We start from the raw sequence: 16,258 nt of genomic DNA, 5'->3' as shown, positions 1-16,258 counted from the left end.
CCATGAAGTTCGTTCGCTACGGCCCCAAGGGCAAGGAAGTCCCCGGCGTCATCGACAGCACCGGCACGCTGTATTCGCTGGCCGATGTGGTCAAGGACATCGACGGCGATGCGCTGGCGAGCGATCTGCCGGCGCGCGTGCGCAGCATTGGCTGGAACGCGCTGCCGGAAGTCACCACGCCGCCCGAAGGCGGCTGGCGCTGGGGCAGCTGCATTGCGCGGCCGGGCAAGTTTGTGGGCATCGGCCTGAACTATGCAGACCACGCCAAAGAGGCTGGCTTGCCCGTTCCCACCGAGCCGATCATCTTCCTGAAGGCATCCAGCAGCATCAGCGGCCCGACCGACCCCATCATCAAGCCGCCCCATTCCACCAAGCTGGACTGGGAGGTGGAGCTGGGCGTGGTGATTGGCAAGACCGCGCGCCACGTGAGCGTGGACGAAGCGCTTTCCTACGTGGCCGGCTACTGCGTGGTGAACGACGTGAGCGAGCGCAACTTCCAGATGGAACGCGGCGGCACCTGGGACAAGGGCAAGGGCTACGACAGCTTCGGCCCCACCGGCCCCTGGCTCGTCACGCCCGACGAGGTGCCCGACCCGCAGGCGCTCACGCTCTGGCTCGATGTCAACGGCAACCGCGCCCAAAGCGGCAGCACCGCCACCATGATCTTCAACGTGGCGCAGATCATCAGCTACGTCAGCGAATACATGACGCTGGAGCCGGGCGACCTCATCACCACCGGCACCCCGCCCGGCGTGGGCATGGGCTTCAAGCCGCCGGTATTCCTGGACGTGGGCGACGTACTGACCCTGGGCATCGAAGGCCTGGGCAGCCAGCGCCAGGAGGTGGTGGCGTGGTCGCGGTAATGCGTGCCCGAGTGCATTTGAAGGCGGCTTCCGCTGAACCCGGGGTTTCGTCGGGCACTGCCCGGCGCCGGGTGAAGAGCCGGGGCATGCAAGCCCCGGCCCCGTTGCGGTCTGACTTGGGCTTTCCGCTTGTCCCATGCGGCTTTCCAGCCAATTTGCCTTGAAGAACAGCCACCAGAGCCAATCTTCATTTTCAGGAGTCTGTGCATGACGCTCACTGAACTGCGTTACATCGTCGCCGTCGCCAAGGAGAAGCACTTCGGCCGCGCGGCCGAAACCTGCTTTGTCTCGCAGCCCACGCTTTCCGTGGCCATCAAGAAGCTCGAAGAGGAGCTGGGTGTGGTCTTGTTCGAGCGCGGCTCCACCGAGGTGTCGGTCACGCCCATGGGCGGGCAGATCGTGGAGCAGGCGCGCCGCGTGCTGGAGGAAGCCGGCCGCATCAAGGAACTGGCCAAGAGCGGCAAGAACCCGCTGGTGGGTCCGCTGAAGCTGGGCATCATCTACACCATCGGGCCCTACCTGCTGCCGCGTCTGATCCCGGCCATCATGAAGGCCGCGCCGCAGATGCCCCTGCTGCTGCAGGAAAACTTCACCATGAAGCTGATCGACATGCTGCGCGCCGGCGAGATCGACTGCGCCATCATGGCCCTGCCGCTGCCGGACGCCGGCCTCATGCTGCAGCCCCTGTACGACGAGCCCTTCGTGGTGGCGGTGCCTGCCGGCCACGCCTGGGAGGGGCGCAAGAGCGTCACCGCCACCGAACTGAAGAGCGAGACCATGCTCATGCTCGGCGTGGGCCACTGCTTCCGCGACCAGGTGCTGGAGGTCTGCCCGGAGATGGCGCGCTTTGCCGCCGGGGCGGACGGCGTGCAGAAGAGCTTCGAGGGCTCCTCGCTGGAAACCATTCGTCACATGGTGGCCGGCGGCATCGGCGTGACGGTGTTGCCCGCCAGCTCCGTACCCGAGAAGCCCAGCAAGCGCGACCTGCTGCGCTACGTGCCCTTCGAGAAGCCCGTGCCCGACCGCCGCGTGGTGCTGGCCTGGCGCAAGAGCTTCACGCGCCTGCCCGCGGTGGAGGCGGTGCGCAAGGCCGTCATTGAGAGCGAGCTGCCGGGCGTACACATGCTCGACGAGCCGGCCAAGCCGCAATGAGCGCTGCCGAACACATGCAAGGAACCTGTCGCGTGTAGGCTTGCCTCACCCACACACTCAACCCTGACCCAGATCCCCCTCCGAAGGAGTACCCCATGGCCAAGAAGTCTGCCGCCAAAGCGGCCGTGTCCCCCGCCAGCACCTCGATGATCGACATCGGCATCAGCGCCAAGGACCGCGAGAAGATCGCCGAAGGCCTCTCGCACCTGCTGGCCGACACCTACACGCTCTACCTGATGACGCACAACTTCCACTGGAACGTCACCGGCCCGCAGTTCAACACCCTGCACACCATGTTCATGACCCAGTACACCGAGCTGTGGAACGCCGTGGACCCGATCGCCGAGCGCATCCGCGCCCTGGGCTTCCACGCGCCGGGCACCTACGCGCAGTTCGGCATGCTGTCCTCCATCAAGGAGCCGGCGGGCGTGCCCAAGGCCACCGAGATGATCAGCCTGCTGCACCGTGGGCACGAGGCCGTCGCCAAGACCGCGCGCGCCGTCTTCCCGCTGGCCGACAAGGCCGACGACCAGCCCACCGCCGACCTCATCACCCAGCGCCTGGACATCCACGAAAAGACCGCCTGGATGCTGCGCTCGCTGCTCGAGAGCTGATCGCACCCGCCGCAGGGCTATCCTGCGGCCCATCCATGCAATGCGCCGCACCTGCGGCGCTTTTTTTGACATGCAAGAACGCCTCAAGCTCTACCTGCTGCTGATCCGCTGGGACAAGCCCGTCGGCACGCTGCTGCTGCTCTGGCCCACGCTTTGGGCGCTGTGGATCGCCGCCAATGGCGTGCCGCCGCTGGGCACGCTGATCGTGTTTGTGCTGGGCACCTTTTTGATGCGCTCGGCCGGCTGCGCCATCAATGACTACGCCGACCGCGACTTCGACCGCCATGTGCAGCGCACGGAGCAGCGCGTGCTGACCAGCGGCAAGATCAGCGCGAAGGAGGCCGTGGCCGTGGCGGCTGTGCTTGCACTCGTGGCCTTTGCGCTGGTGCTGACCCAGAACACGCTCACGGTGCAGCTGTCCTTTGCCGCGCTGGCGGTGGCTGCCACCTATCCGTTTTTCAAGCGCTTCTTTCCCATGCCGCAACTGGTGCTGGGCGTGGCGTTTTCCTTCGGCATCCCCATGGCCTTTGCGGCGGTGCAGGGCGGCATCCCGCCGATGGCCTGGTGGCTGTTTGCGGCCAACCTCCTCTGGACCCTGGGCTACGACACCGCCTACGCCATGGCCGACAAGCCCGACGATCTCAAGCTGGGTCTGAAGACCTCCGCCATCACCTTCGGCCGCTTTGATGCCACGGCCGTCATGGTCTGCCACATCCTGTTCATCGGCATGATGGCCCTGGCCATCGAGTTCATGGGCATGGGGCTGGCGGCATGGATCGGCCTGGCCGTGGCCGCGGCCCTGTGTGGCGTTCAGGCGCCCAAGGTCTTCAGCCGGGACCGCGCTGCCTGCTTTGCGGCTTTCAAGTCGAATCACTGGGTGGGGCTGGCGCTTTTTGCAGGCATTGCGCTGCAGTTTGCGTTGCGCTGAGTGGCCCGATCTGAGCTGCATCACGGCGCACTTTGCGCTATGGCAATCACGCAGCAGGACTTACCCGAAGTTACTTGCGCCGCATGGATTCCCGACGCGTCTTGTCGGACAATTCAACAACTCAACCAGTAACCCGGCCGAAGTGCCGGGGCGCCTCCTCCGATGCCCTTTCGAGATCAGCCCGTCGCCACCTTCGACGACCCGATCGAAATGCTCAGCGCCTGCCATGGCCGCATGCAGCATTCACTGGACACGCTGCGCCGGCTCGAAGCCTTCCTCGGCACCCGTGGCGCCAGTGAAGAGACCGCAAGCGCTGCGGCTTCCATCCTGCGCTACTTCGACATCGCCGCCCCCCTGCATCATCAGGACGAAGACGAAGACGTCTACCCCGCGCTGCGCGCCTGCGTGGCTGAAGACGACCCGCTTCGCCTGACGCTCGATGAGCTGCACGAGGAACACCAGAAGCTCGACGAACTCTGGGCCTTCCTGCGCGTGGACCTGCAGTCCATCGCCGCCGGCGACGCCGTGCAACTGGACGGCCTGCTCGTGCGCCAGTTCCGCGACGCCACTCAGCGCCACCTCGCCATCGAGGACAGCATCGTGCTGCCTTACGCGCAGCGCCTGCTGCTTGCTGACGTACGCCACGCCGCCGGCCGCGCCATGGCCCGGCGCCGCGGGTTGGATCTGCCGCAGAAAGAAGTCGAGAAGCAGGCCTGAGTGCTGCGGCGCGGCATGGGCCTTACGCGCCGTTCCCGCCCTTTGGCTTGGTCTTCTTGTCGCGCACCAGAACGCCTTTCTCGCGGCGTACGGTTTCAAACAGGCCGATCGCCTCGACGAGATCACTCAGCTTGGCGTAGCCGTAGTTGCGCGCCTGAAACTCCGGCGCTTGTTTGGAGACGTTGGAGCCCACTCCGCCGAGGTGTGCCCAGCCATCGTCGTCGGACGTCTCTTCGATCGCTTTGCGAATGAGATTCATCAGCCGAGTGTCTTGCCGAAGCTCCTTGGCAGATTTGGCTTTCGCGGCTTCCGGCTCGTTTTCGGCGGGCAGGAAGACCTCCGTGTAGATGAAGCGATCGCAGGCGCTCACAAAGGGCTTGGGTGTCTTCTTCTCGCCAAAGCCCATCACCCGCTTGCCGGCTTCCCGCAGGCGTGACGCAAGGCGCGTGAAGTCGCTGTCGCTGGACACGATGCAGAAGCCGTCGTAGGTGCCTGAATACAGCAAGTCCATGGCGTCGATGATCATGGCGCTGTCGGTGGCGTTCTTGCCTGTGGTGTAGCGGAACTGCTGGACCGGCTGGATGGAGTGCTCCAGCAGCACCTGCTTCCATGCACCGAGGTTCGGCGTCGTCCAGTCGCCGTAGATGCGCTTCACGCTCGCCACACCAAACTTCGCCACCTCGGCCAGCAGGCCGTCGACGATGCCGGGGTTCGCGTTGTCCGCGTCAATCAGTACTGCGAGTGAGAGGTTTCCATCGCTTGCTGGCACCATGACGCGCTCCTCGGTTTTGAACTACTTCGCCGGCTTCGCCAGCTGCTCGGCCATTTCGGCTGCGCGTTCGCTGGCCTTGTGCAGGGCCGCGGTGATGGTTTCGCCCACCTTGGCGTCCCACATGTGGGAGAGCGCCGCATAGGTGGTGCCGCCCTTGCTGGTCACGCGTTCACGCAGGGTGGCCAGTGGCTCGGGGTCCTGCTTGGCCAATTCGGCCGCGCCGCGAAAGGCGGCTACAGACAGCTTGCGGGCCTCGTCCGGCGTGAAGCCGAGTTCGATGGCGGCGCGCTCCATGGCTTCCATGAAATAGAACACGTAGCCCGGGCCGCTGCCTGTGATCGCCGTGATGGGGTCGAGCATGGCTTCGGTGGCGACCCACATGCGCTCGCCCGTGGCCGCAAACACGGCCTCTGCGGCGGCCTTGTCTGCGGCGCTGCAGCCGGCGGTGGCAAACATGCCGGTCAGGCCCAGGCCCACCTTGGCTGGCGTGTTGGGCATGGTGCGTACCACGCGGCCATGGCCACCCAGCCAGAGCGCAATGGTTTCAATGCGCATGCCGGCGGCAATGCTCACCACCATCGTGTCGGCCTTCAGGAAGGGGCGTGCAGCCTCGCAAGCGCCCTGCAGGGTCTGCGGCTTGGTGGCCAGCACCCAGATGCCGCACTCGCTCAAGCCGGCGGTGGGCTCCGTGGTGGTGGCGATGCCCTTGGCCACTGACACCTGGCGCGTGGCCTCGAACGGCTCCACCACAAAGAAGTCAGCCGGCGTGCGGCCCGCGGCCAGCAGGCCGTCGATGATGGCGGTGGCCATGTTGCCGCCGCCGATGAAGGCGATGCGCGTGGAAGTGGTCATGGCTGGATCTCGTAGCGGAAGGGAAGGCGCACGCGCATGGCCACGGGCGCGCCGTTGACTGTGGCCGGGCGGTACTGCGAGCAGAGCACCGAGGCTCGTGCGTACCTTGAGAAGGCCGGCCCGGGCGTCTGCTGAATCACCAGTTCCGTCGGCTGGCCATCGGCCTCGATGGTGAACTCGATCAGCACCGTGCCGCTCAGGCCCTTGCGCAGTTCGTTGACCGGGTAGATCGGCGAGGCAACCCGCATCTGCGGCGAGACGAATTCCGAACCGTCCGGACGCTGCTCGGTGCGCGAGCCGCGCCAGCGTTGCTCGCGCTTGAACGTGCTGCAGTCCAGGGGTGACGCGTCGGCCTCGGCGTCGTCTTGGCCCGCAGCCGAGTCTGCGCTTTGAGTGGTGTTCTGGGCCGAACGCGGGCTGGCAGATGCAGAAGGCGCGTTGTCCTGCTGGGCATGTACCGCACTGTGGGCGATCAGCAGAGCGGCAACCGCAGCACAGACCATGAATTCGGCCGCTTTGGCCATGAAGCACTCCTTGGGTCGATCAGCGCTGCAGCATAGCGAGCAGCGCAGCTGCGCCGCCCGCTTACCGCGCGTCATCGGCCCAAAAACACGCCCAACACTACGACCCAAAACTCGCCAGCAGCGTGGCGTTGCCGCCCGCGGCCGCGGTGTTGATGGTCACGGTCTGTTCGGTCACGAAGCGGGTGAGGTAGTGCGGGCCACCCGCCTTGGGGCCGGTGCCGGAGAGGCCCTGGCCGCCGAAGGGCTGCACGCCCACCACGGCGCCGATCATGCTGCGGTTCACGTACACATTGCCCACGCGCAGCTTGCGCGCAATGGCCTCGGCCCGCGCCGTGATGCGCGTCTGCACGCCCAGCGTGAGGCCGTAGCCCAGGGCGTTGATCTGGTCCATCAGCGCGTCCAGCGCCTTGGCCTTGTAGCGCACGATGTGCAGCACCGGGCCGAAGACTTCTTCCTTCACATCGGCCAGGCTGGGCAGCTCGTAGGCCACGGGGGCAAAGAAGTGGCCGGCAGCCAGGGCACCGTCCGGCAGCTTGGGCGCGCCGCCTACGGCCTTGCCGCGGCTGCTCAGTTCACGCTCGTAGTTCTGCAGGCGCTCGAGTGCCTCGCGGTCGATGATGGGGCCCACATCCGTGGCGGCATCGGCCGGGTGGCCCATGCGCAGCACTTCCAGCGCGCCGCCAATGCCGGCAATCAGTTCGTCGGCAATGTCGTCCTGCACGCAGAGCACGCGCAGGGCCGAGCAGCGCTGGCCGGCCGAGCGGAAGGCGCTCATCACCACGGCATCAATCACCTGCTCGGGCAGAGCGGTGCTGTCCACGATCATGGCGTTGATGCCGCCGGTCTCGGCAATCAGCGGGGCCAGCGGGCCGGGCTTGGTGGCGAGTGTGGCGGCAATCAGCTTGGCCACCTGGGTGGAGCCGGTGAAGGCCACGCCGGCGGTGAGCGGGTGCTGCGTGAGTGCGGCGCCCACTTCACCGGCGCCGGGCAGGCAGTAGAGCGCGTCCTGCGGCACGCCGGCCTCGTACATGAGCTTCACGAAGGCGTGCGCCACCAGCGGCGTCTGTTCGGCGGGCTTGGCAATCACGCTGTTGCCCGTGACGAGTGCGGCGGCCACCTGCCCCGCAAAGATGGCCAGCGGGAAGTTCCACGGGCTGATGCACACCCACACGCCGCGGCCGCGGGCGGTGAGCACATTGGTTTCGCCGGTGGGGCCGGGCAGGTGGTCGGGGGCCATCAGGTGTTCGGCCTGGTGGGCGTAGTAACGCAGGAAGTCCACAGCCTCGCGCACCTCGGCCACGCCGTCTGCATAGGTCTTGCCGGCTTCAATGGCCAGAAGGTGCAGGTAGGCGGGCATCTGTGCTTCCAGCGCGTCGGCCGCGCGGCGCAGCATGTCGGCGCGCTCCGTGACCGGGCGGGCTTCCCAGTAAGGCCAGGCGGCGTGTGCAGTCTCGATGGCCATGGCCACGTCTTGCTTGGTGGCCCACTGCACGGTACCCACCTGGGTGCCGTCATTGGGGCTCAATACCGGGGCTTTGGGCGTGGGGGCCCAGGATCCATGCGGTGTTCCAAGACAAAATGCCTCGAAACCCGCGCCAGAAGCGCGAGAAGCCAGTTCGGTCTGCACCGCAGCGCGCATCTGCAGATCCAGCCCCTTGCTGTTGGCGCGGCTGGCGCCATACAGCGCTACCGGCATCGGCAGCGCCGGCTGCGCGGCGATGTTGAACGGCAGCTCAGTCAGCAGGGCCGCCGGCACGCGCGGGTCGGCCAGCTGGTGCACAAAGCTCGTGTTGGCGCCGTTTTCCAGCAGGCGGCGCACCAGGTAGGCCAGCAGGTCGCGCGGCTCGCCCACCGGGGCGTAGATGCGCACGGGCACGTTCAGGTCCGCCGCGGCCACTTCGTACAGGCTTTCGCCCATGCCGTGCAGGCGCTGGAACTCGTAGTGCGTGTTGCTGCCGGCCAGCGCGCGAATGGCGGCCAGCGTGGCCGCGTTGTGCGTGGCAAACATCGGGTAGATGCGGTCGTGCAGCTCAAACAGGCGCGTGGCGCAGGCCAGGTAAGACAGGTCTGTGTGCTGCTTGTGCGTGAACACCGGGTAGTTGGGCAGGCCCAGCTCCTGGGCGCGCTTCACTTCAGCGTCCCAATAGGCGCCCTTGACCAGGCGCACCGCAATCTTCACGCCGTGCTTGGCGGCCAGATCCCCAATGTGGCTGATGGTGTCCAGCGCGCGCAGGCCATAGGCCTGAATGGCCAGGCCCAGCATGTAGGGTGCGGGCTTGGTTCTTTCAATCAGCGCCTCGATGAGGTCGAGCGAGAGTTCCAGCCGCTCGCTTTCCTCGGCATCGATGGTGATGGGCACATTCAGCTTGAGCGCTTCTTCCACCAGCGGGGCCACGCGCTCCAGCATCTCGGGTAGCACGTGGGCGCGCTGCACTTCTTCAAAGCGCGGGTGCAGGGCGGTGAGCTTGATGGACACGTTCGCGCCGCGGTGTGGCTCCGCACCACCTTTTTGCAGCTTGGCCGTGGCAATGATCGCCTCGTGATAGGCCGCGAGGTAGCGCTTGGCCTGGGCCTCGTTGCGGGCGCCTTCGCCCAGCATGTCGAAGCTCACCGTCTCTTTGCTGTTCTTGGCGGCGCGGTCCACGCCGTCATTGATGTTGCTGGCAAACACAAACTGCTGGCTCAGCACCGCCACCGCGGCGCGGCTGGCACGCACAAAGGTCTGCGCGCCCAGCTTGGTGAGCAGGCTCTCCGCCAGCTCGCTTTCGCCTTCCGGCAGCAGCTTCTTGCCCAGGCTGATCGCGCTGCGCGTCGCCTTGGCGATCATGTCTTCTTCGTCCTGCTTGTTGAAGGTGGCCGGCGCAAACACGTCGGCCGCCAGCAGCGCGGCGGTATCCACATCCGGAATGCGCAGCAGCGCCTCGGCCAGGCGCAGCAGGGCCAGGCCCTCGGCCGTGCTGATGGGGAACTGCGCCAGCAGGCGCTCCACCGCAAAGGGCGGCTGCTCCTTGCGGCGCAGCGCCTCAATCCACACGTTGGCGCGGGTGCGGCTGCCTTCCAGCACCGCCCGCTGCGGCTCCACACGCGCCAGCAGGGCGCGGCAGTGCGCCAGCTCATCGCGGTAGGGCGCGCCGGTGCGCAGGGGCGCGGGGCCGGTGAGGGTGGCGGTCAGGCTGGGTGGCAGGTCAGAAGGCTTCATGGTCAGTCAGCTCACGGCAGGTGCAGGGCACAGGCCAGAAGCGGCCCGCGCAGAAGGTGCTGCATTGTGAACAGCTTTGCGCGAAATGAGCTTCGTGATTCAGGCGTTCAAGCCGAATAAGATTCGGCCAAACCGCAGAAAACTAGGCAGATCCATGGACATCGATCGCACAGACCGCGCCATTCTTCGCATCCTGCAGGAAGACGGCCGCATTACCAATGCCCGGCTCGCCAGCCTGGTGCACCTGAGCCCCGCGGCCTGTCTGGAGCGCGTGAAGCGCCTCACGCGCGAGGGCTACATCCGCGGCTACCGCGCCGAGCTCAACCCAGACAAGCTCGGCGCCGCCATGCTCGCCTTTGTGGAAGTGAAGCTGGACCGCACCACGCCCGATGTGTTCGAGCGCTTCAAGCAGGAGGTGCGCGCCCTGCCCGAGGTGCAGGAGTGCCACATGGTGGCCGGCGGCTTTGACTACTTGGTGAAAGTGCGCGTGGCCGACATGGCCGCCTACCGCGCGCTCATGGGCAAGAGCCTATGGAGCTGGCCCGGCATCCGCGAGACCCACACCTACCCCGTGATGGAGGAGGTGAAGGCAACTGGGGCGGTGATGGTGGTGTAGCGCTTACGCCGCCTGTGCTAGCTCTTCACTACTCTCGCAAGACAGATTGATTTTGGGGGAAATAACTAACAGCTCATTCGCTTGACGCTTCACTTGGGCGGAGTACGCGAGCGCTTTCCTATAGATGCGAAACTTCGAGTAAAGCGCACAGATTTCTGGGGTGTCGTCGTATGTCAAGATCCATGGACACTTTAACTTCGAGATGACATTGGCTACTAGTTTGTGGTCGTCCGGTCTATAGAAATTTGTGTACAGATCGCGACCTTTGGCAAAGTACGGGGGGTCGATGTTCATAAGCCCTTTTTTGGGTAACTCTTTTCCCCACTTTGCTATGCAGGCTCTCGCATCAATTTGCGTTAGCTTTACGACCTCACGATAACTACCGATGCGTCTGATTTTTGCTATCAGCTCATCCCTGTTGAATCGACAGTCCAGTTTATAATTTCCGTCTTGGTTTTTGCCGCCAATAACGCCTCCAGAAATGATTCCCGAGCGATTGGTGCGATTGAGGAACAACGTTGCAAAACCAATGTCAAGGCGCGACCCTGTGTTTGACAACATGACCTCGCGCTGGGTGTGCCATGTCTGCATAGTGATTCGGGTTTTCTCGATTCGGCTGCATAGCTGCTCTGTGTTGTTGAGCACCGAATGCCAAAAGCTAAATATGCCCTGATCGATGTCGTTAATCCAGATCTCGCTCGCTTGGCCGCTAAGCAGTAGTGCCCAAGCAAGTCCAGCGCCTCCTGCATATGGTTCTGCGTATACGCCACCACTTAGACCATTTGCACGTAGTAGCTCGGCCACAAATGGTGTGAGTTGACTCTTACCACCTGGGTAGCGAAGTGGTGTGACGGTTGTTGGCATTGTGTAAGCGGAGATCTGCTAAAGATTACTGTTATCAGTTAATTCTATCCAGCATGAGCCTGAGGCAGGGTTCCCAGTTATCCCATACTGCTATCAAGCTCGCCCGCGTTGGAACGTGAGCGCCATGGACCGCAGAACCCAGTGTGTCCAGGCTGTAAAGCGCGTCCTTATTCGATGCGGCCGTACGCATTATCTTCACTTGATTTTGCGGAACGCCATTTTTCTCGAGATGCTCGTGGCAGAGTTTAACCAAATGATGGTCGGGGATACCAGATCTGTGAAATCCTTTATCAATAGCGTAAAGAACTAGTACGCGCTCAATCACAGCCCTAACGAGGTAGTTTGCTGAAAAATAGAAACCATCATCTGGTCTGAGTTTGCGTAGCTCGATGAGCAGGCGTTGGAGATTCTTGTCCGGGTGCTTAGATACAAAGGAGCTTTTAGCAATAGTCGCTCGTTTGTCTGGGTTGACGGGGTTTCTCGGTTTTTTGTCATCCCTTGGCTGCGGTGGCGGAGGATCAGAGGGAGCAGGGAGTCTCGTCTTCGGTGCTATACCTGTATCGTGTAAAGATTGTGCATAAGCCAAGCGCTCGGCAACCTTTGTTCGTGAAGATAGTATCGCTTCCTTATTGCCCTGAGGGCGAGCATCCGAAAGGAATTGGCGCAAGGCAGCATCGACCTCTTCTGCATCATGTGTAAACTTGAGTTGTGAAGCAGAGGCCAAGCCCAAAGTTGCGCGAACGACTGGATTCTTCAGATAGCGCGTTAATGTTGTAACGCTGATTTCTTTTCTTTGGCTGCTGTCAATCCAACCAGCCGCCTGAGCGCGGTCTAGCACAGCGACAGCTAGTTGATCTGGTGTATCACCTTTTGCATATCGATTCTTTGCACTCGGATTCCAAGGCCTAGTTCCAACTCCATCCTGCTCACCAAGGTGCCTTAGGCTTAACCACGGACGCGCAGCCTCTCGGCTAGAAAAAACTACGACGGGAAGCTTCGTCGGAACGTTGAAATCTTGTTTAAGTGTTGAAAAAGCTACCTCGAGTTTCTTGGTAGGTGCTTTTCGAGGGTCATGCAGAAGCTTGAGGGCGCACGTACGGCGGTTTCCTTCCACTGCAATGTAATGTCCTGGATTGCCGTCCATTTCGATTACACCGATTCGATCTAGGGGGCTTACGCTACCCTTCTCTGCAATGTCTTTTGCGAGTTCAAGCACTTTCTCAATAGACGTAAGCTGGCCAATTATTTTGGCTTCGTCGTTAATTGGATCATGTCGTACGTTTTCAGGGTCAAGATGAATGCGAGTCAATGCTATGGAGTCTTCATAGAAGGCGTCGGGCTTTGATTTTGACATAGCTTCTCGCAATCTCTTCACATGAGGCGTAAGGGCGCCTCAAATAGTTGACTAAGGCGTTGAGCCAAGCGTAAACCGTTCGATGGCAACAAATCAATATGCGGGGGCTGACTTTGGTCTGTACCGATAGAACCTGCGAATCGTGTAGGCCTTAGTGCCCATGCAAATGATGAAACAGTGAGTTTTGGAAGTCCGTCACGATTGAACCAACTACGCAACTGGCTGGCATAGCCCAAAATCTTGAGTGCAGCAGTCAATCGCCTAGAGGATTCTGCCCGTCGCCGCTTGAATGGGTTAGTCCCGATAGCGTCGCCACAAAGCAAATGCCACCACCGCCAACGGCACCAACATCACCAACGCCCCCACACGCTGCAGCAGGCCGTTGTAGGCGGCGCGGTCCAGGGGGATGAGGTCGCTGTACACGCCGGCCACGGCAAAGAAGCCGACCACGCAGGCGGCGCACACCCAGCGCAGGGCGCGGGCGTCTTTGAGCTGCAGGGCAATGGCCAGGGCCACGAAGGGGGCGGCAAACATGCCTGCGCCCAGGGCGCCGGGGTTGTGCCGCGGGTCCGGCAGGGGGTAGGTGGCGGCCCAGGCGGACGCCAGCCCGAAGCTGGCCACACACGCGGCGGCCAGCAGCGCACTGCCCACGGCGCGCCAGGCGGGCGCGCCTTGCCCACGTAAGGCGCCAGCCACGCCCCAGCCCAGCCCGGGCGCCGCCAGCAGGCTGATGAGCGCCACCCCGTACACGGCGGTATTGAATAGAGCGGGCGCGGTGGAGCGGTCTGAACCGAGCATGGAGGCGACGTCCCGCAGCACGCTGAAGCCGGGGTAGAACGCCGCGCCCAGCACCTGCGCGCCAAAGTAAGCCAGCGGCACGGCCACGGCACAGGCGAGGGAAAAGCGGAGCAGGGTGGGGTGCATCAGGTTCTGAGTGTTTGTGAACAGGCTCCGCTTGTCCCATGCGGTTCTTCAGCCACTTTGGCCTGAAGACGCGCTACAGAAGCCATTCTTCATTTCGCCTCCCGGGCCTCAGTTCTTCGCCGCTGGGGCCTGGAACACGGTCCAGCGGCCGTCCTTGAACAGGTACAGCGCAGACGACACGCGCAGGCGCGCGGCGTCCTGGTAGATGCCGCCAATCACGTTGCGCAGCGCGCCCACGGCGCGGGTGTCGGTGAGCGGGGCGTAGAGCAGCATGCCGCGCGCGGGCACGGCGGCTACCAGGCCCTCGGGGTGCTGCTTGAGCAGGTCTTGCCAGAAGGGGCGGTCCAGGAAGTAGCTGCTGTTGAGGTCTTCAGACCGGCCGAGCACGCTCATCACGCCGCCGGCCAGAGGCTGGCTGCGCGGAGCGCCGTAGGTGCGGCGGATGTTGGCCACAGCCAGGGTCAGGGCGTCGTCCACCGTCTTGATGCCGATCTTTTCCAGCTCGTCGGGCGTGGCGTTGCGCATGATGGCGGGGCTGTCGAACACAAAGCGCACATGCAGATCGCCGATGTACTCCCACCACGCGTGGTTGAGCTCGATCTCCTTGCCGTCGGGCAGCTTGAGCTTGGTGGGCCCGGTGGGGGTGAAGCGGTCGTCCGGCCGGTTCTGCCCGGGGCTTTCGCGCAGCACCACCATGAAGCTCGCACGGTCGGTGTTCATCTCCACCGGCGGCGTCTGCGCCGCGGCCGGCACCGGCAGGCTGAGCGCGGCGGTCATTACAGAGGCCGCAAGCAGGGTGGCCCGCAGCGGGGCACGCAGAAGGGCACCGAGAAGGACACGCAAAGGGGCAAACAGGGCAAGGGCGGAAAGCGCGCGGCGCATCGGGGGCTCCAAAGCAGGCTGCACCGACTATGCCGCAGCCGGCGTGGCGTGTGCAGTGGGGGCGGGCAGGCTTGCAACGCTGCCGCAACGGCCCAGGTGCCGGGCGGTGCAATGCGGAGGCGTTCTCGCCTGATCCATGCGGCTCTTGAGCCACTTTGGCCTGAAGAACCGCATGAATGCTCGGTCCGGCTTCGCGGATGCGGGCTTGCGGACCGCAGGACGGCATCAGCGCCGCCCCAGCCCCGCGCGATGTTGCACCCCGCCCACGTACCCGAGACACCTGTCCACACCCGGCGTCCGCGCGCCTGCCTGGCCGCACTGCCCCGGCGCTACAGTGCGGCAGCCCGGCGGGCTGCCCAGGGAGCAAGACCGCGCCGGCGCACACAACAACAGTGGGGGGAGTGGCAATGAACGCACGCACTTGGGGCGGGGCCGTGGTGGCGCTGGCGGTGGGGCTCGCGCTGGCGGCCTGTGGTGGCGGTGGCAGTGCGCCCGCCAGCCCGCAGCCTGCGCCCCAGGCGCCGGTGGCGGTGACGGTGACCTACCCCAAGACGCCGGGGCCGGACACCAACCCGCGCAAGGGCTGGAATTCTGGCTGGTGGACCAACCTGCCCAACACCAGCGTGGGCTTCCAGTACATCCCGTGGGCGGTGCTGGAGCCGCAGAACGGCGTGTACGACTGGGCCAAGGTGGAGGAGATCCTGGACCGGCCGGGCACGCGCGGCAAGCATGTGGTGCTGCGCCTGTATTGCGACTGGTTCAGAGAATCCACCACCAGCTGCCCCGCCTGGCTGTTTGATCAGGTGGGGGTGCGGCGCATCAAGGGCGTGCAGTCCGACACCCTGGCCGGCGAGGCCTGGCTCACCGACTACAACGACGCCCGCTTCGTGGCCGAGGTGACGGCGGCCATTCAGGCCCTGGCCAGCCGCTACAACGCCGACCCGCGCATGCACGCCCTGCAGGTGGGCGTGCTGGGCTACTGGGGTGAGTGGCACAACGCCGGATTCAGCTACGCCAACGGCAGCGGCTACACCATTTCAGACACCACGGCCCGCGCGGTGCTGGACGCCTACAAGACCCGGCTGACTGACACGCCGCTGCAGGCGCGTTACCCCTGGCGCGAGCCGCTCAAATCGGCCGGCGGCCTGGGCTTTCACAACGACTTCTTTGTGCCCAACAACGGCCACAGCGACGAGTTCGACACGGCGCTGGCGGCCTCGGGCGCCTGGCTCAACGGCCCGATTGGCGGCGAGGTGCCCCCGCGCGAGGCGGCAGACCTGCCGCGCGAGCTCAATGCGCTGTATCTAACGGACAAGGGCGAGTCGATGATTCGCACCGGGCGCTACTCCACCATGGCGCCCGGCGCCTACGCGCAGGGCCCCACGGACGTTTACTACGGCGGCTACATGCGCCTGCACCGGCTCATGGGCTACACCTTCCAGATCGACAGCGCGCGCTTTGCCCAGAGCCTGGCCCGCACCGACCGGCTGACCGTGCAGGTGAACGGAAGCAACGTGGGCATTGCACCCACCTACCACGCCTGGACCACGCAGATCGCCCTGCTGGACGCCAACAACCAGCCCGTGCGCACCGAGACCCTGGCCCATGATTTCCGCGCCGTGCGCCCCAAGGCCACCTTCACGCTCAACGCCAATTTGGACCCAAGCGGCCTGGCGGCCGGCGACTACCGGCTCGCCCTGCGCGTCATCCAGCCCGGCGCCGAACGCAGCAAGACCACCGCCTGGAAGCTGGACGCCCGCAACACCTACATCCTGTTCGCCAACGACCTGCCCACCCTGGCCGGCACCTGGGGCAGCGACAACGCCCTGCACGGCGGATGGTCTGTGCTGGGGCGGGTGACGGTGCGCTGAGGTGCAGTGAGGTTGTTGGGCAGAAAGCGGCTTGCAGCGCGCACGGATTGATGCGATGCCGGCCGACAGCCGACGCGGCCCCGAGCGATCTGGCTGCCGCAACCCATGGAGCACCTGCGACTTCAC

At 64.5% G+C, this 16,258-nt stretch carries 15 protein-coding genes; 7 read left to right on the top strand and 8 right to left on the bottom strand.

The features are described from left to right. Positions 1–2 precede the first annotated feature (2 nt). From ACMDW7_RS11885 to ACMDW7_RS11865, 5 genes are all read left to right on the top strand, one after another. Positions 3–863 (top strand): fumarylacetoacetate hydrolase family protein, encoded by an 861-nt coding sequence (locus ACMDW7_RS11885; RefSeq protein WP_377300540.1) that lies wholly within the window; start codon positions 3–5, stop codon positions 861–863. A gap of 207 nt (positions 864–1,070) precedes the next feature. Then, positions 1,071–2,015, top strand: a complete 945-nt coding sequence (locus tag ACMDW7_RS11880; RefSeq protein ID WP_377300541.1) for a LysR substrate-binding domain-containing protein — start codon at positions 1,071–1,073, stop codon at positions 2,013–2,015. Positions 2,016–2,110: 95 nt separating this feature from the next. Continuing rightward, on the top strand, positions 2,111–2,629 hold the full coding sequence (locus ACMDW7_RS11875; RefSeq protein ID WP_377300542.1) for a Dps family protein: 519 nt from the start codon (positions 2,111–2,113) through the stop codon (positions 2,627–2,629). A 70-nt stretch (positions 2,630–2,699) separates the two neighbouring features. Beyond that, positions 2,700–3,557, top strand: a complete 858-nt coding sequence (gene ubiA / locus ACMDW7_RS11870; RefSeq protein WP_377300543.1) for a 4-hydroxybenzoate octaprenyltransferase — start codon at positions 2,700–2,702, stop codon at positions 3,555–3,557. A 162-nt stretch (positions 3,558–3,719) separates the two neighbouring features. Further along, entirely contained in the window at positions 3,720–4,274 is a 555-nt protein-coding gene (locus ACMDW7_RS11865; RefSeq protein WP_377300544.1) for a hemerythrin domain-containing protein, read from the top strand. Between the two features lie 22 nt (positions 4,275–4,296). Here ACMDW7_RS11865 and ACMDW7_RS11860 read toward each other — a convergent pair whose 3' ends face one another. The 4 genes from ACMDW7_RS11860 to putA all read right to left on the bottom strand — a co-directional run bounded on the left by ACMDW7_RS11860 (position 4,297) and on the right by putA (position 9,621). Further along, the gene (locus ACMDW7_RS11860; protein WP_377300545.1) at positions 4,297–5,046 is read right to left on the bottom strand and encodes an NYN domain-containing protein; all 750 of its coding nucleotides are present in this window, start codon (positions 5,044–5,046) and stop codon (positions 4,297–4,299) included. A 21-nt stretch (positions 5,047–5,067) separates the two neighbouring features. Beyond that, positions 5,068–5,898 (bottom strand): pyrroline-5-carboxylate reductase, encoded by an 831-nt coding sequence (gene proC, locus ACMDW7_RS11855; RefSeq protein ID WP_377300546.1) that lies wholly within the window; start codon positions 5,896–5,898, stop codon positions 5,068–5,070. Next, the gene (locus ACMDW7_RS11850) at positions 5,895–6,422 is read right to left on the bottom strand and encodes an energy transducer TonB (RefSeq protein WP_377300547.1); all 528 of its coding nucleotides are present in this window, start codon (positions 6,420–6,422) and stop codon (positions 5,895–5,897) included. The genes proC and ACMDW7_RS11850 overlap by 4 nt, the downstream gene beginning before the upstream one ends. Positions 6,423–6,519: 97 nt before the next feature. Next, positions 6,520–9,621 (bottom strand): bifunctional proline dehydrogenase/L-glutamate gamma-semialdehyde dehydrogenase PutA, encoded by a 3,102-nt coding sequence (putA, locus tag ACMDW7_RS11845; protein WP_377300548.1) that lies wholly within the window; start codon positions 9,619–9,621, stop codon positions 6,520–6,522. Positions 9,622–9,775: 154 nt separating this feature from the next. On the opposite strand from putA, the gene ACMDW7_RS11840 reads away from it, so the two are divergent. After that, positions 9,776–10,237: an Lrp/AsnC ligand binding domain-containing protein gene (locus tag ACMDW7_RS11840; protein ID WP_377300549.1), complete on the top strand. Its 462-nt coding sequence runs from the start codon at positions 9,776–9,778 to the stop codon at positions 10,235–10,237. A 3-nt stretch (positions 10,238–10,240) separates the two neighbouring features. Here the strand turns inward: ACMDW7_RS11840 and ACMDW7_RS11835 are convergent, their stop codons facing one another. From ACMDW7_RS11835 to ACMDW7_RS11820, 4 genes are all read right to left on the bottom strand, one after another. After that, positions 10,241–11,101 (bottom strand): DNA adenine methylase, encoded by an 861-nt coding sequence (locus ACMDW7_RS11835; RefSeq protein WP_377300550.1) that lies wholly within the window; start codon positions 11,099–11,101, stop codon positions 10,241–10,243. Between the two features lie 34 nt (positions 11,102–11,135). Beyond that, positions 11,136–12,455, bottom strand: coding sequence for a hypothetical protein (locus ACMDW7_RS11830; RefSeq protein ID WP_377300551.1), 1,320 nt, complete (start codon positions 12,453–12,455; stop codon positions 11,136–11,138). 294 nt (positions 12,456–12,749) lie between these two features. Further along, entirely contained in the window at positions 12,750–13,379 is a 630-nt protein-coding gene (locus ACMDW7_RS11825; protein ID WP_377300552.1) for a DUF998 domain-containing protein, read from the bottom strand. Positions 13,380–13,487: 108 nt separating this feature from the next. Then, the gene (locus ACMDW7_RS11820) at positions 13,488–14,156 is read right to left on the bottom strand and encodes a hypothetical protein (RefSeq protein ID WP_377300553.1); all 669 of its coding nucleotides are present in this window, start codon (positions 14,154–14,156) and stop codon (positions 13,488–13,490) included. Between the two features lie 512 nt (positions 14,157–14,668). On the opposite strand from ACMDW7_RS11820, the gene ACMDW7_RS11815 reads away from it, so the two are divergent. Further along, complete coding sequence (locus ACMDW7_RS11815; RefSeq protein ID WP_377300554.1) at positions 14,669–16,132, top strand: DUF4832 domain-containing protein; 1,464 nt, start codon at positions 14,669–14,671, stop codon at positions 16,130–16,132. The last annotated feature ends 126 nt before the right edge of the window (positions 16,133–16,258 follow it).

The sequence above is a fragment of the Piscinibacterium candidicorallinum genome, assembly GCF_047549485.1.
Classification (GTDB): Bacteria; Pseudomonadota; Gammaproteobacteria; order Burkholderiales; family Burkholderiaceae_C; genus Piscinibacterium; species Piscinibacterium candidicorallinum.
Note: the sequence above shows the minus strand (reverse complement) of the source record. Positions and strands in the feature narration are given on the sequence as shown.

Bases quoted from the DNA above. Each gene is read 5' to 3' on its own strand.
- ubiA (WP_377300543.1), top strand. From the start codon at position 2,700: ATGCAAGAACGCCTCAAGCTCTACCTGCTGCTGATCCGCTGGGACAAG.
- ACMDW7_RS11885 (WP_377300540.1), top strand. From the start codon at position 3: ATGAAGTTCGTTCGCTACGGCCCCAAGGGCAAGGAAGTCCCCGGCGTC.
- ACMDW7_RS11830 (WP_377300551.1), bottom strand. From the start codon at position 12,455: ATGTCAAAATCAAAGCCCGACGCCTTCTATGAAGACTCCATAGCATTG.
- ACMDW7_RS11875 (WP_377300542.1), top strand. From the start codon at position 2,111: ATGGCCAAGAAGTCTGCCGCCAAAGCGGCCGTGTCCCCCGCCAGCACC.
- ACMDW7_RS11825 (WP_377300552.1), bottom strand. From the start codon at position 13,379: ATGCACCCCACCCTGCTCCGCTTTTCCCTCGCCTGTGCCGTGGCCGTG.
- ACMDW7_RS11860 (WP_377300545.1), bottom strand. From the start codon at position 5,046: ATGGTGCCAGCAAGCGATGGAAACCTCTCACTCGCAGTACTGATTGAC.
- ACMDW7_RS11865 (WP_377300544.1), top strand. From the start codon at position 3,720: ATGCCCTTTCGAGATCAGCCCGTCGCCACCTTCGACGACCCGATCGAA.
- ACMDW7_RS11820 (WP_377300553.1), bottom strand. From the start codon at position 14,156: ATGACCGCCGCGCTCAGCCTGCCGGTGCCGGCCGCGGCGCAGACGCCG.
- ACMDW7_RS11850 (WP_377300547.1), bottom strand. From the start codon at position 6,422: ATGGCCAAAGCGGCCGAATTCATGGTCTGTGCTGCGGTTGCCGCTCTG.
- proC (WP_377300546.1), bottom strand. From the start codon at position 5,898: ATGACCACTTCCACGCGCATCGCCTTCATCGGCGGCGGCAACATGGCC.
- ACMDW7_RS11840 (WP_377300549.1), top strand. From the start codon at position 9,776: ATGGACATCGATCGCACAGACCGCGCCATTCTTCGCATCCTGCAGGAA.
- ACMDW7_RS11880 (WP_377300541.1), top strand. From the start codon at position 1,071: ATGACGCTCACTGAACTGCGTTACATCGTCGCCGTCGCCAAGGAGAAG.
- ACMDW7_RS11835 (WP_377300550.1), bottom strand. From the start codon at position 11,101: ATGCCAACAACCGTCACACCACTTCGCTACCCAGGTGGTAAGAGTCAA.
- putA (WP_377300548.1), bottom strand. From the start codon at position 9,621: ATGAAGCCTTCTGACCTGCCACCCAGCCTGACCGCCACCCTCACCGGC.
- ACMDW7_RS11815 (WP_377300554.1), top strand. From the start codon at position 14,669: ATGAACGCACGCACTTGGGGCGGGGCCGTGGTGGCGCTGGCGGTGGGG.